The organism is Mammaliicoccus sp. Q-M61 (assembly GCF_022386055.1).
GTDB classification, from domain to species: domain Bacteria; phylum Bacillota; class Bacilli; order Staphylococcales; family Staphylococcaceae; genus Mammaliicoccus; species Mammaliicoccus sciuri_A.
In genome coordinates, this window is sequence record NZ_JAJNJL010000002.1 from 25,889 (window position 1) to 43,403 (window position 17,515).

Here is a 17,515-nt window from a genome sequence, read left to right on the forward strand (position 1 = left end):
TGTAAAGGAGAAATCGGGATGTTTAGGGATATGGCATTTTATATGTTTGGGAAACCTTTAGATAGTTTCGTGCAATTGTTTATTTTTGAGCCAATTGTGATTGGTATTATAGCAATTTTAGTGGCGATGATTACTAAAAAGTCATGGACAGTTTTTATAACAATCATTGCTTTAAATATTATTGATAATTTCTTACTCGTTAACTACCATTTTAGTGGGGCAGGTATAGGCACAATATTAGTTCAGAATGTTGTCTTCTTCTTTGAGAAGTTCTTCTCAATGTTTTATGAAATAATTATCGCTTATATCGTTGTAAAATTACCGTTTATGCATAGCAAATTTAAAATAGCGTAACAAAAAAGGATTGGGACATTGTGTCTCAATCCTTTTTATTATTTATTGATCTGCTTTATAAATCTCAGCTTTTTCAATATATGATGCATTGATTCTTTTTAATTCATTATAATCATCTTCTGTTAGTTCTCTAATGACTTTTGCAGGACGACCAAACGCTAACGTATGTGGTGGGATTTTCTTTCCTGGTGGAACGAGTGATCCAGCACCGATAAATGCATATTCTCCAATTTCTGCACCATCAAGAATAGTTGAATCCATTCCGATTAACGCGTGCTTACGAATAATACTAGAATGTAATGTCACTTTATGACCAACTGTTACAAAATCTTCTATTATAAGTGGTTGGTTAGGACTTTGGTGTAAACAACATAAATCTTGGATATTAACACCTTCACCAATAATTGTAGGTGCAACATCTCCTCTAATAACTGAGTTGAACCATACTGAGCTTTTAGGACCTATCGTAATATCACCAATTAAAGTTGCATTTTCAGCAATATAACAGCTTTGATCGATTTGTGGTTTTTGACCTTTAAAAGATTTAATCATTCAAGATTCTCCATTCTTTTGAAAAATTTTGTTATACTAAGTTTAACAAAAAAGTAGCTATTTAGGTAAAAGGAGTAATATATTATGTGGAAATGGGAAACTGAGAAAGAAGCTAAAGGAATTGTAGTAATTGTACATAATATGCTAGAACATACAGGAAGATACGCATACGTAATCACTAAGCTACGAAGAGAAGGTTACCACGTTATTATGGGTGACTTAAAAGGGCAAGGACAAACTTCCCGTGTACATAGAGGACATGTTGATAAATTTGAAGAATACCATGAGCAAGTACTTGAATGGATATCTATTGCTGAAGAATATCACTTACCAGTATTTACATTAGGTGTTGGTCTAGGTGGACTTATTCTTCTTAATTTATTAGAAAAAGTAGATTTAAAAGTAGAAGGCGTACTATTGATTTCACCGTTAGTTGCTTTTCAACAAAATATTTCAACAAGACGTAATTTCTTAGCTTCAAGTTTCGGTACAGTCGCGAAAGATGCTAAATTTGATACAGGTATTAAAGTAGAAAGTTTAACAAGAAATAAAGAAGTAATAGATGATACGAATAAAGATGCTTTAATGCTAAATAAAGTGAGTTACCACTGGTATAAGACCATTTTAGAAACGATGAAAACAACTATGGAAAATATCCACCACATATCTCCAATTCCTACATTGCTGATGCTAGGTACAGAAGATAAAATAGTAGATACAGAATCAATTCGACAAATCGGTAAAACAATCAATACAAACGAATTATATTTCAAAGCTTGGCATGGACTTAATCACGAAGTACATAATGAACCAGAACGCGAAAATGTTATGAAATATATCATTTCATTTATGAATAATCGCATTCACTATGTAGGATTATTAATAGATGATGAAACAGAATAATTTATAAAATATCATACAAATAAGCTTAAGCGTTACTATATCGGGTATATAACACATATAGAGAACGTTGGGGGCGAGTTTATGACAGAGAAAGTAAATAACGTAAGTGACTTAATTCTATTAGATGATATTCAAAAAAATATAAATATTATTTTTTATAAAATCGAAGAAAAGTTTGATATAGAAAAAGAAGAGTTTCTTACATTAATCATGTTATGGAATAATGGTTCAATGAGTTTGAAAGAATTGGATGGTTATATAGATATCAAGCCATACAAACGAACAAGATTATACAATAACCTTGTGAAAAAAGGGTGGATTAAGAAAGTACGCCCAGAGAATGATGAAAGAACAGTAATCGTTGAAGTGAATAAAGACTTCGAAGACAAGAAAGATGCAATAATCGATTTCGCTTGTGAAGAAATCAAGAATAGAAAAGAACATTTTGAAAAACAATTTGAATCAATCGTTAATACATGTAATATATAAGAACGCAAACCTGATGATCAGGTTTGCGTTTTGTCATTTTCGAGGAATTTTGGGGAGGTATATAGGTTTTGGCTGCAAGAATTAAGAAAGAAGAAGGTTAAAAAATGAGTGAGCAGTTTAGGAGTGAAAAAGATGTGAGTTAAAGGTGGAATAAACCCACGAGTCATGGCTTAAGTACCGAGTAAAGCCAAGAGATGAACCAAGTCATGGCTTAAGTACTGAATAAAGCCAAGAGATCGTCCAAGTCATGGCTTAAGTGCTGAATAAAGCCAAGAGATGGACCAAGTCATGGCTTAAGTACCGAATAAAGCCAAGAGATCACCCATGTCTTAGCTTAACTACTGAATAAAGCCAAGAGATCGTCCAAGTCATGGCTTAAGTACCGAATAAAGCCAAGAGATAGTCCAAGTTATGGCTTAAGTACCGAGTAAAGCCAAGAGATCACCCATGTCTTTGCTTAACTACTGAATAAAGCCAAGAAATGAACCAAGTCATGGCTTAAGTACCGAATAAAGCCAAGAGATGAACCAAGTCGTGGCTTAAGTACTTAATAAAGCCAAGAGATCGTCCAAGTCATGGCTTAACCACCGAATATATCCAAAAAACCTCAAATCTCACACATGAAAAAACGCAAACCTATTCCTAAGGTTTGCGTTTACTCATCTTACTCATTTTTATCTTTTTTCTATTGCTAATATATATGGTGGATTGTTTTTTTGGTTTATAAATTGATAGTGAAGTACGTGTGCTGATTGTTGATCTATTGAACTTACGTAATTGATGACTTCGTTAGATTCTATCTGGCCTTCTGGGTGTCCTGGATATACGACTAATACGATGATGCCATTTTTACTTGTCATTTCGAATAGACATTCAATTGCTTTAATTGTTGTCGGTGCATTCGTTGTAATATGTTTATCGCCTTTTGGTAAATAGCCTAAATTAAATATTGAAGCATCAATTTGCTGATGACGTTCTTTTATTATAGGTGCTGCATTTTCATGACCAGATTGATAATAATGGATATTACTAAATGCTTCTGTTTTGATTTTAGTATTTTTAATGGCTTCTTCTTGTATGTCGAACGCATAAACTTCTCCGTTTGGAACTTGATTTGCAAGGAAAAGTGTATCGTTGCCGTTACCGCATGTTGCATCAACTACGATACTTTTGTCTGTTATATGTGTTGTTATTAAATCTCTTGCGAATGGTAAAATTCCTTGAACAATCATTTTTGAACTTGTTCTGCTTTCTTGAATTTAGATCCTTGCATTGTGCCACGTTCTTTAAGTTCATTGTCTATAGCGTTAAGGACTTCCCACTTATTTACACTCCACATAGGGCCAACCATTAAATCGATAGGGCCATCACCTGTAATACGATGAATGATCATTTCTTCTGGTAAAATTTCTAACTGGTCACAAACGAGTTGCGTATAATTATCTTGAGTCATGAATTCAAGCATACCTTTTTCGTATTGTTTAACCATTGGAGTACCTTTAAGTAAGTGTAACAAATGAATTTTAATCCCTTGAACGTCCATTTGTGCGACTTCTTTAGCAGTTTCCATCATCATATCGTAATCTTCACCAGGTAAACCGTTAATGATATGTGTACATATATTGATATTATGCTTTCTTAATTTAGCGATACCTTCGTAATAGCATTTCATATCATGAGCACGGTTAATTAAATCAGATGTTTCTTGGTGTACAGTTTGTAATCCAAGTTCTACCCATAAATATGTTCTTTCATTTAATTCTGCTAAGTATTCTACAACATCATCTGGTAGGCAGTCTGGTCTGGTCGCAATTGATAGTCCGACTACATTTTCTTCTGATAAAGCAGCTTCGTATTTTTCTCTTAATACTTCAACTGGTGCATGCGTATTTGTAAAAGCTTGAAAATAAGCGATATATTTTCCTTCAGACCATTTTTCATGCATTTTGTCTTTAATTTCTTTAAATTGTACATGAATTGGTTCTGCACGATTACCTGCAAAGTCACCGCTCCCGGCTGCTGAACAAAATGTACAACCCCCATGAGCTACTGTGCCGTCACGGTTTGGACAATCAAATCCACCATCTAATGCGATTTTAAAAATCTTCTCACCAAATTTATTTCTTAAATGATAATTCCATGTATGATATCTCTTGTTATCAAATGCATAACGGAATTGTTCTGTCATTATATTTCACATCCTGTTCTACAAACTTATCTAAAGCATTTTAACATATAATATTGAACTTTTGCAGAAAAAGGTTTAGACTATTAAAATTGACAAAATTTGAGAGGAGGTCGAAATCCTTGAGAATGCCGAAAATTGTTAAAATGCTCATCATAGGAATGGCGATCAATATTACAGGATCAAGTTTCTTATGGCCACTTAATACAATATATATGAATGAAGAGTTAGGTAAGAGTTTAAGTACAGCTGGTATCGTTTTAATGATTAATGCATTCGGGAGTGTAATTGGGAATTTATTAGGCGGAAGTTTATTCGACAAAATTGGTGGGTTTCGTTCTATTATTTTTGCGTCTATTTTAAATATTTTAAGTTTAATCGGGTTAAACTTTTTAAATGATTGGCCATGGTATCCTTTCTGGCTTGTGATACTTGGTTTTGGTGGAGGCGTAATTGTGCCAGCTATTTATGCGATGGCTGCTGCGAGTTGGCCTAACGGAGGACGCACAACATTTAATGCAATTTATCTTGCACAGAACTTAGGTGTTTCTATTGGGGCTGCAGCAGGTGGATTTGTAGCGGATTTTAGCTTTAATTATATTTTTATGGCGAACTTACTACTATATGTCGTGTTTATCATAATAGCGTTAAAATATTACAACATAGATTTAGATATTCATTTGAAAAATGATGAAGGCATCACGAGTGCTATGCAAGTTAAAGATAAAAGTAAATTCACTGCACTTATACTTCTATGTATTATGTTTAGTTTATGTTGGATCGGATATGTTCAGTGGCAAACGACAATTGCAACCTATACACAGTCAGTTGGAATTTCCTTGAAACAATATAGTTTCCTTTGGACAATAAATGGTGTATTGATTTTAGCAGGACAACCTTTAATTGCGCCATTTATCAATAGATTTAAAGAGAAATTGAAATTACAAATGTTTATAGGGCTGACGATTTTTATATTAAGTTATGTCATTACAAGTTTTGCTGAGCAATTTACTATGTTTGTAGTAGGGATGGTTATTTTAACATTTGGAGAAATGTTTGTATGGCCAGCAGTACCTGCAATCGCAAATAAATTAGCACCTAAAGGCAGAATGGGTGCATATCAAGGTATTGTAAACGCATCTTCAACAGTAGGGAAAGCATTTGGGCCAGTTGTAGGTGGCGTAATAGTTGATATGTTTGATATGAAAATGATGTTTTACAGTATGATATTACTTATTTTAATAGGTTATTACTTCTTATACATTTATGATAGAGGTATTCCAAAGCAAGATACATGATATTAATAAATAAGACTTGCAAAATATATTGAAATTGCATAATATTAGGATGTATATAAGTAAAGTAGCTTTAATGCGAATCTTAAGAGAGTCAGTGGTGCTGTGAACTGATGATATCCATTAAGTGAACTTATGAACGATTTATTATTTATTAAAAGCAATCTTAAACCATATAAATGAAGCGCACTTAATTGTGAATTCTGGGTGGTACCGCGGCATATTTATTCAAGTCGTCCCAACTGTTATGATGGTTGGGATGGCTTTTTTTATTTTATAGGAGGAACGAACAAATGAATTATAATCATCAACAAATTGAAAAGAAATGGCAAGATTTTTGGGCAGCTAATAAAACATTTAAAGCTAACGATAATCTTGGACAAAAGAAATTCTACGCTTTAGATATGTTTCCATATCCATCTGGCGCTGGTTTACATGTAGGACATCCTGAAGGTTATACAGCTACAGATATCGTCTCAAGATATAAAAGAATGCAAGGTTACAATGTACTTCACCCAATGGGTTGGGATGCATTTGGTTTACCAGCTGAGCAATATGCTATCGATACAGGGAATGACCCTAAAGAATTTACAGCTAAAAATATTGCGACTTTTAAAAGACAAATTCAAGAGCTAGGTTTCTCATATGACTGGGATAGAGAAGTGAATACAACTGACCCAGACTACTATAAATGGACGCAATGGATTTTCATTCAATTATATAATAAAGGATTAGCTTATGTTGATGAAGTAGCAGTAAACTGGTGCCCAGCTTTAGGCACAGTATTATCTAATGAAGAAATTGTTGATGGTGTTTCAGAACGTGGAGGACATCCAGTTGTTCGTAAACCAATGAGACAATGGGTATTAAAAATCACTGAATATGCAGATCGCTTATTAGAAGATTTAGATGAATTAGATTGGCCTGAATCTATTAAAGATATGCAAAGAAACTGGATTGGTAGATCTGAAGGTGCTGAATTAAAATTCAATATTGATAATACGGATTTATCATTTGAAGTATTTACAACTCGTCCAGATACAATTTACGGTGCAACTTTTGCCGTACTTTCACCAGAACATCCTTTAGTAGATTTAATTACGACTGAAGATGAAAAAGAAGCAGTTGAAGCATATAAATTAGCAGCTTCTCGTAAATCTGATTTAGAAAGAACAGATTTAGCAAAAGATAAAAGTGGTGTATTCACTGGTGCATTTACAACAAACCCATTCACTGGTAAAAAAATGCCGATTTGGGTTGCTGATTATGTGTTAATTAGTTATGGAACAGGTGCAGTTATGGCAGTTCCAGCACACGATGAAAGAGATGCTGAGTTTGCAGAGAAATTCAATTTAGATATCATCACAGTATATGATGAAGATGGAAAAATGATTGATTCAGATGTATTAAATGGCTTAACAAAAGAAGAAGCGGTACCTAAAGCAATTGAATTACTTGAAGAAAAAGGTATCGGTCATAAAAAAGTAAGTTATAAATTAAGAGATTGGTTATTTAGTAGACAACGTTATTGGGGTGAACCAATTCCAGTTATTCATTGGGAAGATGGTACAATGACAACTGTTCCTGAAGAAGAACTTCCATTAATCTTACCTGAAACAGATCAAGTTAAACCATCAGGTACAGGAGAATCTCCTTTAGCTAATATCGATGATTTTATTAATGTTGTAGATCCTAAGACAGGCATGAAAGGTCGTCGTGAAACGAATACGATGCCACAATGGGCAGGAAGCTGTTGGTATTACTTAAGATATATAGATCCTCATAACAATGAACAATTAGCTGATCCTGAAAAACTTAAACACTGGTTACCAGTAGATTTATATATCGGTGGTGTAGAACATGCCGTGCTTCATCTATTATATTCAAGATTCTGGCATAAAGTGTTATACGATATCGGTGTAGTACCAACTAAAGAGCCTTTCCAAAAATTATTTAACCAAGGTATGATTCTTGGTGAAGGTAATGAAAAAATGAGTAAATCAAAAGGTAATGTTGTTAACCCTGATGATATTGTACGTTCTCATGGTGCAGACACATTACGTCTATATGAAATGTTCATGGGTCCTTTAGATGCAGCAATTGCATGGAGTGAAAATGGATTAGACGGTTCACGTCGTTTCTTAGATAGAGTATGGCGTTTATTTGTTACTGAAGAAGGGAACATTACGGATAAGGTCGTTGAAAACGAAACACCAGACCTAGATAAAGTGTATAACCAAACAGTTAAGAAAGTAACTGAAGACTTCGATACACTAAACTTCAATACTGCAATCAGTCAAATGATGGTATTCATCAATGATTGTTATAAACAAGATCAAATCAGCAAAACATATGCTGAAGGTTTTGTTAAAATGTTATCACCAATTGCGCCACATATTTCTGAAGAATTATGGCAAAAACTTGGTCATAACGATACTTTATCTTATGAAGAATGGCCTACATTTGATGAGTCATTACTAGTAGATAACGAAATAGAAATTGTTATCCAAGTTAACGGTAAACTAAAAGACAAAATCAAAATTTCTAAAGATTTATCGAAAGATGAAATGGAAGCAGTTGCGATGGATAATGAAAAAATCAAAGAAGCGATTGAAGGTAAAACAGTCCGTAAAGTGATTGCAGTTCCACAAAAGTTAGTTAATATCGTAGCAAATTAATCAATTAGGAGTGTTCTAGTGATGAAAGAAATTACAGTAACAGAATTAGCAGAAAAAATTACATCTAATAGTCCAATTAATATAGTTGATGTGAGAGAAGATCATGAAGTAGCATTAGGTGTAATCCCTGGTGCTAAACATATTCCAATGGGAGAAATTCCAAATGAATTAGATCATTTCTCTAAAGACCAAACATATTATATTGTATGTGCAGGTGGCGTTAGAAGTGCTCGAGTAGTTGATTATTTAAATGACCACGACATTGATGCAGTAAACGTAGAAGGCGGCATGAATGAGTGGGGCGACGATGGTTTAGAAAACAAAAGAATTTAATGAAGAAATAAATAAGGGAGCGGAACAGAAATCTAATTTGTATAAAAAGATTTCGTAGTTCCGCCCCGGCAAGGATGACTAGAGTTGAAGAAAGCTTGGTACAAGCGCATTTTCAATTCAGTCATCTACTGCCAAGACACTATATAAGGCTGAGACATTACATTATGTCTCAGCCTTAAAATATGTGTGAGTATAATATTATTTAGAGTTAGTAACAATTCTAGCCAGTTTTGTAAATAAGGATGTCATAAATCACAGCTCACACTAAAAGCATGCTATAGAATTTTAATCATTAAATTGTGCTGCGTTATAGCCTGCTACATATCCTGTGACAAGTGCACTTGTTATATTATAGCCACCTGTATAACCGTGGATATCTAGTACTTCTCCTGAGAAGTATAGTCCTGCACATATTTTGGATGCCATTGTATTAGGTTCGATTTCTTTAATATTAACACCGCCACCTGTTACGAAAGCTTTATCGAGTGGAAGTGTACCATTTACTGTGAATGTAAATGATTTAAGGTTTTCTACGAATGTTCGAATGGCTTGCTGGGACAGATGATGGTATGTCACATCTAAATCAATACTTGACTGTTGTAAGATAAAATGTAAATATCTTTCTTGGACTAGTCCTTTTAGTGCATTTTTAATTGCTTTATTTGGTTCGTCTTTTAATTTTTTTACAATTTGTTGTTCTAAGTCATGTGCTTTAATTTCTGGAAAGGCATCTATAGACATTTGTATGTCGGTTTTCTTTTGAGATTTTTGTTCTTTGTAAACAAATTGACTACATCTTAATGCTGCTGGTCCTGAAACGCCAAAATGTGTAAACAACATATCCATTTGATGTGTGATTCTAGGTTTACCATTTTTCTTGAGGACGGATAGTCCGACATTTTGTAAACTTAATCCTTGAAGTGTTTTGTTTTTAATGAATGGTTCACTAGATTTAATTGGTACTTCTGTTGGGAATAGTTCTGTTATGGAATGACCTAAACACTCAGCGAATTTATACCCGTCTCCTGTCGATCCAGTATGTGGTACACTGCAACCGCCTGATGCGATGATGACAGTCTTTGCAGGGATAAATGTACCATCTTGTAGTGTGACGCCTGTTATTTGTTGATTTTCACTTTCAACAGATGATACTGTAGTTTCTTGGCGTATTTCTACACCATTTTGTTTAATGGAATCAACTAGTGCATCAACAACATCTTGAGCGCGATTTGAAACAGGGAACATTCGTCCGTGATCTTCTTCTTTTAATTGTACAGATCTAGATTCAAAAAATTGTATAATAGATTCATTATCGAATGTTGAAAATGGACTATATAAGAATTTTCCATTACCAGGAATGTTTTTTATAATTTCTTCATAAGGTAAGCGGTTGGTAACGTTACATCTACCGCCACCAGATATGCGGAGCTTTCGTCCTAAGCCTTTTTTCTTTTCGAGTAGCAAGACGTTTTTACCATTTGAACTTGCACTATATGCGGCCATTAAACCACTAGGTCCAGCGCCGATAATTATTGTGTGATACATAAGTTACCTCCATAAGTCGATGTAATAATATTTTAACGAATAATGTGTCTTTAAAAAAGTAGTAGAATAGAAATAAACCTGTTATTATTAAATTTAAAAGTAAATTAGATAGGGATGAAATTATGTCAGAAAGTAAAGCGCTAGTAAGGGGAACCTTCCTACTTACTGCAAGTATTTTAATAACAAAAGTAATTGGTATTCTTTATTTAATACCTTTTTACGCTATTATAGGCGATGAAAAAAATCTTGCTCCATTTACATATGCTTATCAACCATACACAATCATGATAACAATAGCAACTGCGGGCGTTCCTTTAGCAGCTGCGAAATATGTATCTAAATATAACGCATTAGGTGCTTATAAAGTAAGTAGAAAATTGTACCGGTCAAGCTTTTTAGTTATGACGGTATCAGGATTTATCGGATTTTTATTACTTTATTTCTTATCACCAACTATTGCTCAATTAACTTTAGCAAATAAAGGTGGTATAGAAGGTGGATGGGGTATAGAAGATATTACAACTGTTATTAGAACAATAAGTTTTGTAGTATTATTTATTCCATTACTCGCAACATGGAGAGGGATCTTCCAAGGATTTAATTCAATGGGTCCTACAGCTGTATCTGAAGTAACTGAACAAGTAGCACGTATCGCATTTATACTTGGAGGAAGTTATATCGTATTAAATGTCATGGATGGTTCTGTGTTAATGGCCAACCAAGTTGCAACTTTTGCAGCTGGTATCGGTGCAATTATCGCATTACTGACTTTACTTTATTTTTGGATGAAGAGAAGACATTTAATAAAAGCAGAAGTTGAACAAGATACAAGTGATATTGATGTATCGTATATCAAAATATATAAAGAAATCATTAAATACAGTATTCCATTTGTAATCGTAAGTTTATGTTTCCCAATTATAAACTTAATCGACCAGTTTACACATAATACTGGGTTAGCGATGGCGGGTGTAGGCAGTGAATTACAAGATATTTATTTCACAATGCTAAGTATGACAACTAATAAAATTGTTATGATTCCGACATCTCTTGCAGCAGGATTTGCAGTGAGTTTAGTACCATTTATTACGAATACTTACAATTCAGGTAGAATTGATGCAATGCATCATCAAATCAGAAAATCATTAGGCGTATTATTATATTTAACAGTTCCAGCATCACTTGGCATTATGGTATTAGCACAGCCTTTATATAACGTGTTCTATAGTTACAATCCAATGGGTACAGAAATATTATTCTGGTATGCGCCAGTTAGTATTTCAATCGCATTATTATCTGTAACAGCTTCAATGTTGCAAGGTATTGATAAACAAGCCTTAACAGTATGGATCGTTATCGCGTCATTAGTCATTAAAGCAGTTATTAACTTACCACTTATTATGGTATTCCATACGTTAGGTGCTGTTATTGGTACGGCAATCGCATTATTAGTAGCTGTTATCTTAAATTGTGTAGTTCTATATAAATATGCAGACTTTAAATTTAATATCACAATTTACCATACATTAAGAATTACTTTCTATACTATAATCATGGTATTATTCGTTGAGTTAAGTTACTTTATTGTGTCATTAATCATTGATCCAACATCAAAATTAGGTGCGCTTATCACACTTATTGTAGGTGGATGTGTAGGTGTAATCGTATATGGATATTTAACAATGCGTTCACGTTTAGCGGATGAATTTTTAGGTGATTTAACTGCAAAAATTAGACGCAAAATTAAGTGGGTGTAAATGATGAGATTAGATAAATTTTTAGCAAATTCAGGTATCGGAACAAGAAAAGAAGTTAAAAAGTTTCTAAAGAAAAATCTCGTTACCGTTAATGATGAAATCGTTAAGAAACCTGAAATGCATATTAATCCAGAAGAAGATGTCATAACATTTGATGATATTCCGATAGAATATGAACCAGTTGTTTATTTAATGATGAATAAGCCATCAGGATTCGTTTCAGCAACAGAAGATGATGAACATGAAACTGTCATTGATATTGTCCCAGAATATATGCATTTAGATTTATTCCCGGTAGGGCGTTTAGACAAAGATACAGAAGGTTTATTACTTTTAACAAACGATGGTAAATTCTCGCATCAACTTATGAGTCCGAAACAAAAAGTCGCTAAAAAGTATTATGTTGAAGTATCTGGACACATTTCAGAAGATGCAATAGATATTTTTAAAGTAGGCATTGATTTAGGAGACTTTACATCTTCTCCAAGTGAATTAGAAATTGTAGAAAATGGGGAAGACTCTATTGCTTACGTTACGATTTATGAAGGTAAATTCCACCAAGTTAAGCGAATGTTTCATGCGATAGGTTGTGAAGTGACTTATTTAAAACGTGTTCAAATTGCTGATTTAGAACTTGATGAACGTTTAGAACTTGGTGAGTATAGACATTTGTTAGAAGAAGATTTTAAACTTTTAAATTTATCTGTTTAAAATGTTTAGAAAGATTTCCTCGGGGTAATATAATAAATATTAACTAAATAGAGGTGGATACAAATGGCTAAAAAAGCAGGATTATTTAGAACGTTAGTAGTATTAGGGGGAACTGCAGCAGCAGTTGTCTTATCTAAAAAAGAAAATAGAGATAAATTAAAAAATGAATACGGGAAATATAAAGAAGATCCAGAGAATTACAAAGAAAATGCTAAACAAAAAGCAAATGAACTAAAAGGTAAAGCACAAGACGAGTACTCAAAATATAAAGAAGATCCAACTTCTTATAAAGAGTCAGCTAAAGAAAAGGCAAAAAATGAATTCCAAAAAGCAAAAGAAGATCCAAAAGGTTATGCATCAAATGCTAAATCTCGTCTAAAAAAAGAGGATCAAGATCCAACTGAACAAAGAGAAGCTAAATTTGATGATGAAGGCGGAACTGCAAACAACAATTTAAGAGTTGTTACAGAAGAAGACTTGAAGAAATAATTTTCTTCTTATGTTCAATATTGGCTAAAACTAGGGCAACTTATTTGTCCTAGTTTTTTTTGTTAACAACTTTTGTCGTGTCGGGAAATAATAAGATTCAAAAAAATAATTTTATATAAGACTTTAGTCGTACGTAAAAGGAAATAACTTTTCGCATAAAAAATTAAAAATTTATCGGTAATTCTATTTCATATTTACAAAAATATCATGTATTATATAGATAACTATTCAAGTTAAGAAAGAGATGATTTTCGATGTGGAGAAATAAAGTTAAAGAATATGAAGAAGATATTATAAATGATTTAAAGGGGCTATTAAGCATCGAAAGTGTAAGAGATGATGCAGCAAGTACATACGATGCGCCAGTTGGACCAGGTCCAAAAGAAGCGTTAAATTATATGTATAAGTTAGGGGAAAGAGATGGATTTTCTCACGTTGATATAGACAATATCGCAGGTAGAATTGAAGCGGGTAAAGGTGACGATTTATTAGGTATACTTTGCCATGTCGACGTTGTGCCAGCAGGTGCTGGATGGGATTCTAATCCGTTTGAACCTGTAGAAACAGAAGATGCAATTATTGCAAGAGGTACACTTGATGACAAAGGACCAACAATTGCAGCATACTATGCCGTTAAGATACTTGAAGATATGAAAGTCGAATGGAAAAAAAGAATACATATTATTGTAGGTACTGACGAAGAATCTGATTGGAAATGTACAGATCGTTATTTTGAAACTGAAGAAATGCCTTCAGTAGGTTTTGCACCAGATGCAGAATTCCCTCTAATCCATGGAGAAAAAGGGATTGTAACATTCAACATCGTTCAATCTGGTTATGTGGAAGATAATGATGAGCCTGAAGTAGAATTAAAAGCATTCTTCTCAGGTGAAAGATTCAATATGGTACCAGATACTGCTCAAGCTAAATTACTTATCAAAGAACAAATGACGAATGTTGTTCAGAAATTTGAATCATTTTTAAATGAACATGAGATTGAAGGCGAAACAACAATTGATGAAGGATTCTTAAACATCGTTGTTCATGGTAAATCAGCTCATGGTATGGATCCTACATTAGGTGTGAATGCTGGGTTATACCTTATTCAATTCTTAAATGAATTAAATTTAGATAAATACGCGAGCTCATACGTGAAATTTGCAAATGAATATTTAGTTGATTCTCCAAAAGGTGAAAAAATGGGTATGAAATTTGCTACTGAAGAAATGGGTGAAGTGACGACTAATACAGGTATTATGAGTTATACAGATGTAGATGGTGGTCAATTTGGTATTAATTTAAGATATCCAGAAGGCTTTAATTTCGATCAGTCAATGTCTCGTTTTTCTGAAGAAGTGAAAGAAAAAGGCTTCGACATTGAAATGGACAAACACCAAGTTCCACATTATGTAGATAAAAATGATCCATTCATTGAAAAATTATTATCAGCATATCGCAATCAAACAGGTGATCAGTCCGAGCCGTATACAATCGGTGGCGGTACATATGCTAGAAACTTAGATAAAGGTGTGGCATTCGGTGCGATGTTTAAAGATTCTGAAGATTTAATGCACCAAAAAAATGAATATATCACGAAAAAACAATTATTTAATGCAACTGCAATTTATTTAGAAGCTATATACAATGTCTGTGTAAAGGGTGATGATGAATGAGTTATATTTATATAAATGATGAGTTTGTTGATGAATCTGAAGGTAAGGTTAGCTATTCTGATAGAGGTTATAACTTTGGTGATGGCATATACGAATACATACGTATATATGATGGTAAAGTATTTACATCTAAAGAACACTATGAAAGATTATTTAGAAGTGCGAAAGAAATCGGACTTAATTTAGACGCGTATTCTGTTGAAGGTTTAACAGAAGTAACAAAAGAATTAGCAGCAAAGAATAATGTTGTAAATGGTGGCGTGTATATTCAAGTGACACGTGGTGTTGCACCTCGAAACCATCCGTTTCCTGATGCAAGTACAAAGCCTGTATTTTCAGCATTCTCTAAAAGCTATGACAGACCATATGACGAATTAGAAAATGGTGTTAAAGCTATTACAGTTGAAGATATCAGATGGTTAAGATGTGATATTAAGAGCTTGAACTTATTAGGTAACGTGCTAGCAAAAGAGAAAGCTACACAAAATGATGCTGCTGAAGCAATCATGCATAGAGGCGAAACAGTTACAGAAGGTAGTTCAAGTAACGTTTATGCGATTAAAGATGGCAAGATTTATACACATCCTGCAAATAATTTAATTCTTAATGGGATTACGAGACGTGTTATAAAAGAATTAGCCGAGGATTTAAATATTCCATTTATTGAAGAATCATTTACATTAGATTTCTTAAATAATGCAGATGAAGTGATTATTTCAAGTACATCTATTGAAGTCATGCCAGTTGTGCAAGTAAATGATCAAAAAATAGGTGTCGGAAAAGTCGGACAAATTACGAAGCAATTACAAAATGCATTTAATAATTATATAGAGTCAAAATCATAAAAATTTTTTAGTGTAATTTTAATATCTTAAGTAATTCAAGTGGATACTGAATTTATAAGACTTATTGTATATGAATAGGTTCAAAATACTCGAAAGTTTTCATTTATGAGGTTGAAATCTTAACCGAAAGATAATAAAATTTAAATCAAGCGCACTAAAATTACAAAAATTAAACAAAAATTTTTAAGATTAAAATATGACTCTTGAAAAAGAATATTCTTGAGTCTTTTTCTTTTTCTTTTATTGAAAGTGAGGTGGATAGGTTGGAACATTTTTATCAATTAGGATGGACATTAGACTCAGCAGGTGGTGCATCTGGTGAAGCATATATGGCAGAACAAGATGGCCGCAAGCTCTTCCTAAAACGTAATTCAAGTCCTTTCTTAACAGCATTATCTGCTGAAGGTATCGTGCCAAAATTAGTTTGGACAAAAAGAATCGAAACAGGAGAAGTTGTAACTGCACAACATTGGAAAAATGGTAGAGAGTTAGTCCAAGATGAAATGAATTCTAACCGTGTTGCCAAACTTCTTAAAAAAATACATTCTTCTAAACAATTATTAAATATGCTTAAACGTATGGAAATGAAACCTATGCATCCAGAGATTTTATTTAATAAAATTAACAGCTCATTGTCACGACATGTATTGTCTAATCGCACTGTGAGAAAAGCATTGTTATATTTAGAAGATAACATGCCAACATTAGACAGTAGATTCTATACAGTCATACACGGAGATGTGAATCACAATAATTGGCTTTTATCTGATCAAGATGAACTTTTCTTAGTAGATTGGGAAGGTGCAATGATTGCAGATCCAGCTATTGATATCGGAATGATTTTATATACTTATGTTGATGAGAAAGATTGGTCAGATTGGCTAAGTATGTATGGCATTAACGATACGCATGATTTAAAGAAACGTATGAAGTGGTATACATTGATTCAAGCTATCGCAATGGTAGAGTGGTATGAAGAGAAAAAACGTTATAAAGATATGAATGATTGGTTACACTTCTTAAATGAAGTGATGACAAGAAATGTATTTATATAAGGAGTAACTTTGAATGAGAATGAGAAATAAACCTTGGGCTGACGATTTCTTAAAAGATCATCCCAATATAGTAGATGTAGATCTTAATCATCAATATAAGATGGCAGAATGGTTTGATAAAGATCAACCCATTCATATTGAAGTCGGAACTGGTATGGGTAGATTTATTACTGAGACGGCTAAACAAAATCCTAATATCAATTACGTAGCAATTGAAAAAGATAAAAATGTTATGGTCCGTGTTCTTGAAAAAGTTAAAGAAATGGAATTAAACAATATTAAATTGATTAATCAAGATGCTAAATTATTAACAGAGTATTTTGTTGAAAATGAAGTTTCTAGAATTTATTTGAATTTTTCAGATCCATGGCCAAAGACAAGACATGCTAAAAGAAGATTAACTTTTTCTAGCTTTTTAGAAATTTATCAGCATATTTTGAAAAAAGATGGGCAAATACATTTCAAAACAGATAATCAAGGATTATTTGAGTATAGTTTAGAAAGTATGTCTCAATATGGTATGTCATTTGATTATATTAATTTGAATTTACATGAAGATGAGCCTGAAGATAATATCCGTACTGAATACGAAGATAAATTCTCTAGTAGAGGTTTTAGAATCTATCGTATGGAAGCAAGCTTTAAATAAGG

Annotated in this window: 17 protein-coding genes; 13 read left to right on the top strand and 4 right to left on the bottom strand. The window is 33.0% G+C overall.

Going from position 1 to position 17,515, the window contains the following annotated elements; all coding sequences use genetic code 11:
• Positions 1 to 18 precede the first annotated feature (18 nt).
• Positions 19 to 354: a hypothetical protein gene (locus tag LQ677_RS03570; RefSeq protein ID WP_025905246.1), complete on the top strand. Its 336-nt coding sequence runs from the start codon at positions 19 to 21 to the stop codon at positions 352 to 354.
• A gap of 42 nt (positions 355 to 396) precedes the next feature.
• On the opposite strand, the gene LQ677_RS03575 is transcribed toward LQ677_RS03570, so the two are convergent.
• Positions 397 to 906 (bottom strand): gamma carbonic anhydrase, encoded by a 510-nt coding sequence (locus tag LQ677_RS03575; RefSeq protein WP_037588601.1) that lies wholly within the window; start codon positions 904 to 906, stop codon positions 397 to 399.
• An 84-nt stretch (positions 907 to 990) separates the two neighbouring features.
• Here LQ677_RS03575 and LQ677_RS03580 point away from each other — a divergent pair, with 84 nt between their 5' ends.
• Both LQ677_RS03580 and LQ677_RS03585 read left to right on the top strand, forming a co-directional pair.
• Complete coding sequence (locus LQ677_RS03580; protein WP_126477598.1) at positions 991 to 1,809, top strand: alpha/beta fold hydrolase; 819 nt, start codon at positions 991 to 993, stop codon at positions 1,807 to 1,809.
• A gap of 81 nt (positions 1,810 to 1,890) precedes the next feature.
• On the top strand, positions 1,891 to 2,298 hold the full coding sequence (locus tag LQ677_RS03585; RefSeq protein ID WP_025905249.1) for a transcriptional regulator, SarA/Rot family: 408 nt from the start codon (positions 1,891 to 1,893) through the stop codon (positions 2,296 to 2,298).
• Between the two features lie 674 nt (positions 2,299 to 2,972).
• On the opposite strand, the gene mnmM is transcribed toward LQ677_RS03585, so the two are convergent.
• A complete protein-coding gene (gene mnmM, locus LQ677_RS03590) occupies positions 2,973 to 3,530 on the bottom strand; it encodes a tRNA 5-(aminomethyl)-2-thiouridylate-methyltransferase MnmM (RefSeq protein ID WP_239739171.1) in 558 nt (185 codons plus the stop codon).
• Entirely contained in the window at positions 3,527 to 4,486 is a 960-nt protein-coding gene (gene mnmL, locus LQ677_RS03595; RefSeq protein WP_025905260.1) for a tRNA modification radical SAM protein MnmL/YtqA, read from the bottom strand. The genes mnmM and mnmL overlap by 4 nt, the downstream gene beginning before the upstream one ends.
• 119 nt (positions 4,487 to 4,605) lie before the next feature.
• Here mnmL and LQ677_RS03600 point away from each other — a divergent pair, with 119 nt between their 5' ends.
• The 3 genes from LQ677_RS03600 (at position 4,606) to LQ677_RS03610 (ending at position 8,789) form a co-directional block, all read left to right on the top strand.
• Positions 4,606 to 5,781 (top strand): MDR family MFS transporter, encoded by a 1,176-nt coding sequence (locus LQ677_RS03600; protein WP_159315514.1) that lies wholly within the window; start codon positions 4,606 to 4,608, stop codon positions 5,779 to 5,781.
• Between the two features lie 290 nt (positions 5,782 to 6,071).
• Complete coding sequence (gene leuS, locus LQ677_RS03605; protein ID WP_239748110.1) at positions 6,072 to 8,456, top strand: leucine--tRNA ligase; 2,385 nt, start codon at positions 6,072 to 6,074, stop codon at positions 8,454 to 8,456.
• Positions 8,457 to 8,477: 21 nt separating this feature from the next.
• Positions 8,478 to 8,789 carry a rhodanese-like domain-containing protein gene (locus LQ677_RS03610; RefSeq protein ID WP_037588592.1) on the top strand — a complete coding sequence of 104 codons (312 nt, stop codon included), beginning with the start codon at positions 8,478 to 8,480 and terminating at the stop codon, positions 8,787 to 8,789.
• A gap of 285 nt (positions 8,790 to 9,074) precedes the next feature.
• Here LQ677_RS03610 and LQ677_RS03615 read toward each other — a convergent pair whose 3' ends face one another.
• Entirely contained in the window at positions 9,075 to 10,334 is a 1,260-nt protein-coding gene (locus LQ677_RS03615; protein ID WP_037588590.1) for a BaiN/RdsA family NAD(P)/FAD-dependent oxidoreductase, read from the bottom strand.
• A 122-nt stretch (positions 10,335 to 10,456) separates the two neighbouring features.
• Between LQ677_RS03615 and LQ677_RS03620 the strand changes: the two genes are divergently transcribed.
• From LQ677_RS03620 to trmB, 7 genes are all read left to right on the top strand, one after another.
• On the top strand, positions 10,457 to 12,091 hold the full coding sequence (locus tag LQ677_RS03620; protein WP_239748111.1) for a putative polysaccharide biosynthesis protein: 1,635 nt from the start codon (positions 10,457 to 10,459) through the stop codon (positions 12,089 to 12,091).
• A gap of 3 nt (positions 12,092 to 12,094) precedes the next feature.
• On the top strand, positions 12,095 to 12,802 hold the full coding sequence (locus LQ677_RS03625; protein ID WP_239748148.1) for a pseudouridine synthase: 708 nt from the start codon (positions 12,095 to 12,097) through the stop codon (positions 12,800 to 12,802).
• Positions 12,803 to 12,865: 63 nt separating this feature from the next.
• Positions 12,866 to 13,291 (top strand): YtxH domain-containing protein, encoded by a 426-nt coding sequence (locus tag LQ677_RS03630; protein WP_025905267.1) that lies wholly within the window; start codon positions 12,866 to 12,868, stop codon positions 13,289 to 13,291.
• A 254-nt stretch (positions 13,292 to 13,545) separates the two neighbouring features.
• Positions 13,546 to 14,964, top strand: coding sequence for a dipeptidase PepV (gene pepV, locus LQ677_RS03635; protein WP_037588588.1), 1,419 nt, complete (start codon positions 13,546 to 13,548; stop codon positions 14,962 to 14,964).
• Positions 14,961 to 15,809: a D-amino-acid transaminase gene (dat, locus tag LQ677_RS03640; RefSeq protein ID WP_239748112.1), complete on the top strand. Its 849-nt coding sequence runs from the start codon at positions 14,961 to 14,963 to the stop codon at positions 15,807 to 15,809. The genes pepV and dat overlap by 4 nt, the downstream gene beginning before the upstream one ends.
• Before the next feature lie 263 nt (positions 15,810 to 16,072).
• Positions 16,073 to 16,864, top strand: coding sequence for a phosphotransferase family protein (locus tag LQ677_RS03645; RefSeq protein WP_025905270.1), 792 nt, complete (start codon positions 16,073 to 16,075; stop codon positions 16,862 to 16,864).
• Positions 16,865 to 16,877: 13 nt separating this feature from the next.
• The gene (gene trmB / locus LQ677_RS03650) at positions 16,878 to 17,513 is read left to right on the top strand and encodes a tRNA (guanosine(46)-N7)-methyltransferase TrmB (RefSeq protein WP_025905271.1); all 636 of its coding nucleotides are present in this window, start codon (positions 16,878 to 16,880) and stop codon (positions 17,511 to 17,513) included.
• Positions 17,514 to 17,515: the final 2 nt, after the last annotated feature.

Bases quoted from the DNA above. Each gene is read 5' to 3' on its own strand.
- LQ677_RS03570 (WP_025905246.1), top strand. From the start codon at position 19: ATGTTTAGGGATATGGCATTTTATATGTTTGGGAAACCTTTAGATAGT.
- LQ677_RS03575 (WP_037588601.1), bottom strand. From the start codon at position 906: ATGATTAAATCTTTTAAAGGTCAAAAACCACAAATCGATCAAAGCTGT.
- LQ677_RS03580 (WP_126477598.1), top strand. From the start codon at position 991: ATGTGGAAATGGGAAACTGAGAAAGAAGCTAAAGGAATTGTAGTAATT.
- LQ677_RS03585 (WP_025905249.1), top strand. From the start codon at position 1,891: ATGACAGAGAAAGTAAATAACGTAAGTGACTTAATTCTATTAGATGAT.
- mnmM (WP_239739171.1), bottom strand. From the start codon at position 3,530: ATGATTGTTCAAGGAATTTTACCATTCGCAAGAGATTTAATAACAACA.
- mnmL (WP_025905260.1), bottom strand. From the start codon at position 4,486: ATGACAGAACAATTCCGTTATGCATTTGATAACAAGAGATATCATACA.
- leuS (WP_239748110.1), top strand. From the start codon at position 6,072: ATGAATTATAATCATCAACAAATTGAAAAGAAATGGCAAGATTTTTGG.
- LQ677_RS03610 (WP_037588592.1), top strand. From the start codon at position 8,478: ATGAAAGAAATTACAGTAACAGAATTAGCAGAAAAAATTACATCTAAT.
- LQ677_RS03615 (WP_037588590.1), bottom strand. From the start codon at position 10,334: ATGTATCACACAATAATTATCGGCGCTGGACCTAGTGGTTTAATGGCC.
- LQ677_RS03620 (WP_239748111.1), top strand. From the start codon at position 10,457: ATGTCAGAAAGTAAAGCGCTAGTAAGGGGAACCTTCCTACTTACTGCA.
- LQ677_RS03625 (WP_239748148.1), top strand. From the start codon at position 12,095: ATGAGATTAGATAAATTTTTAGCAAATTCAGGTATCGGAACAAGAAAA.
- LQ677_RS03630 (WP_025905267.1), top strand. From the start codon at position 12,866: ATGGCTAAAAAAGCAGGATTATTTAGAACGTTAGTAGTATTAGGGGGA.
- pepV (WP_037588588.1), top strand. From the start codon at position 13,546: ATGTGGAGAAATAAAGTTAAAGAATATGAAGAAGATATTATAAATGAT.
- dat (WP_239748112.1), top strand. From the start codon at position 14,961: ATGAGTTATATTTATATAAATGATGAGTTTGTTGATGAATCTGAAGGT.
- trmB (WP_025905271.1), top strand. From the start codon at position 16,878: ATGAGAATGAGAAATAAACCTTGGGCTGACGATTTCTTAAAAGATCAT.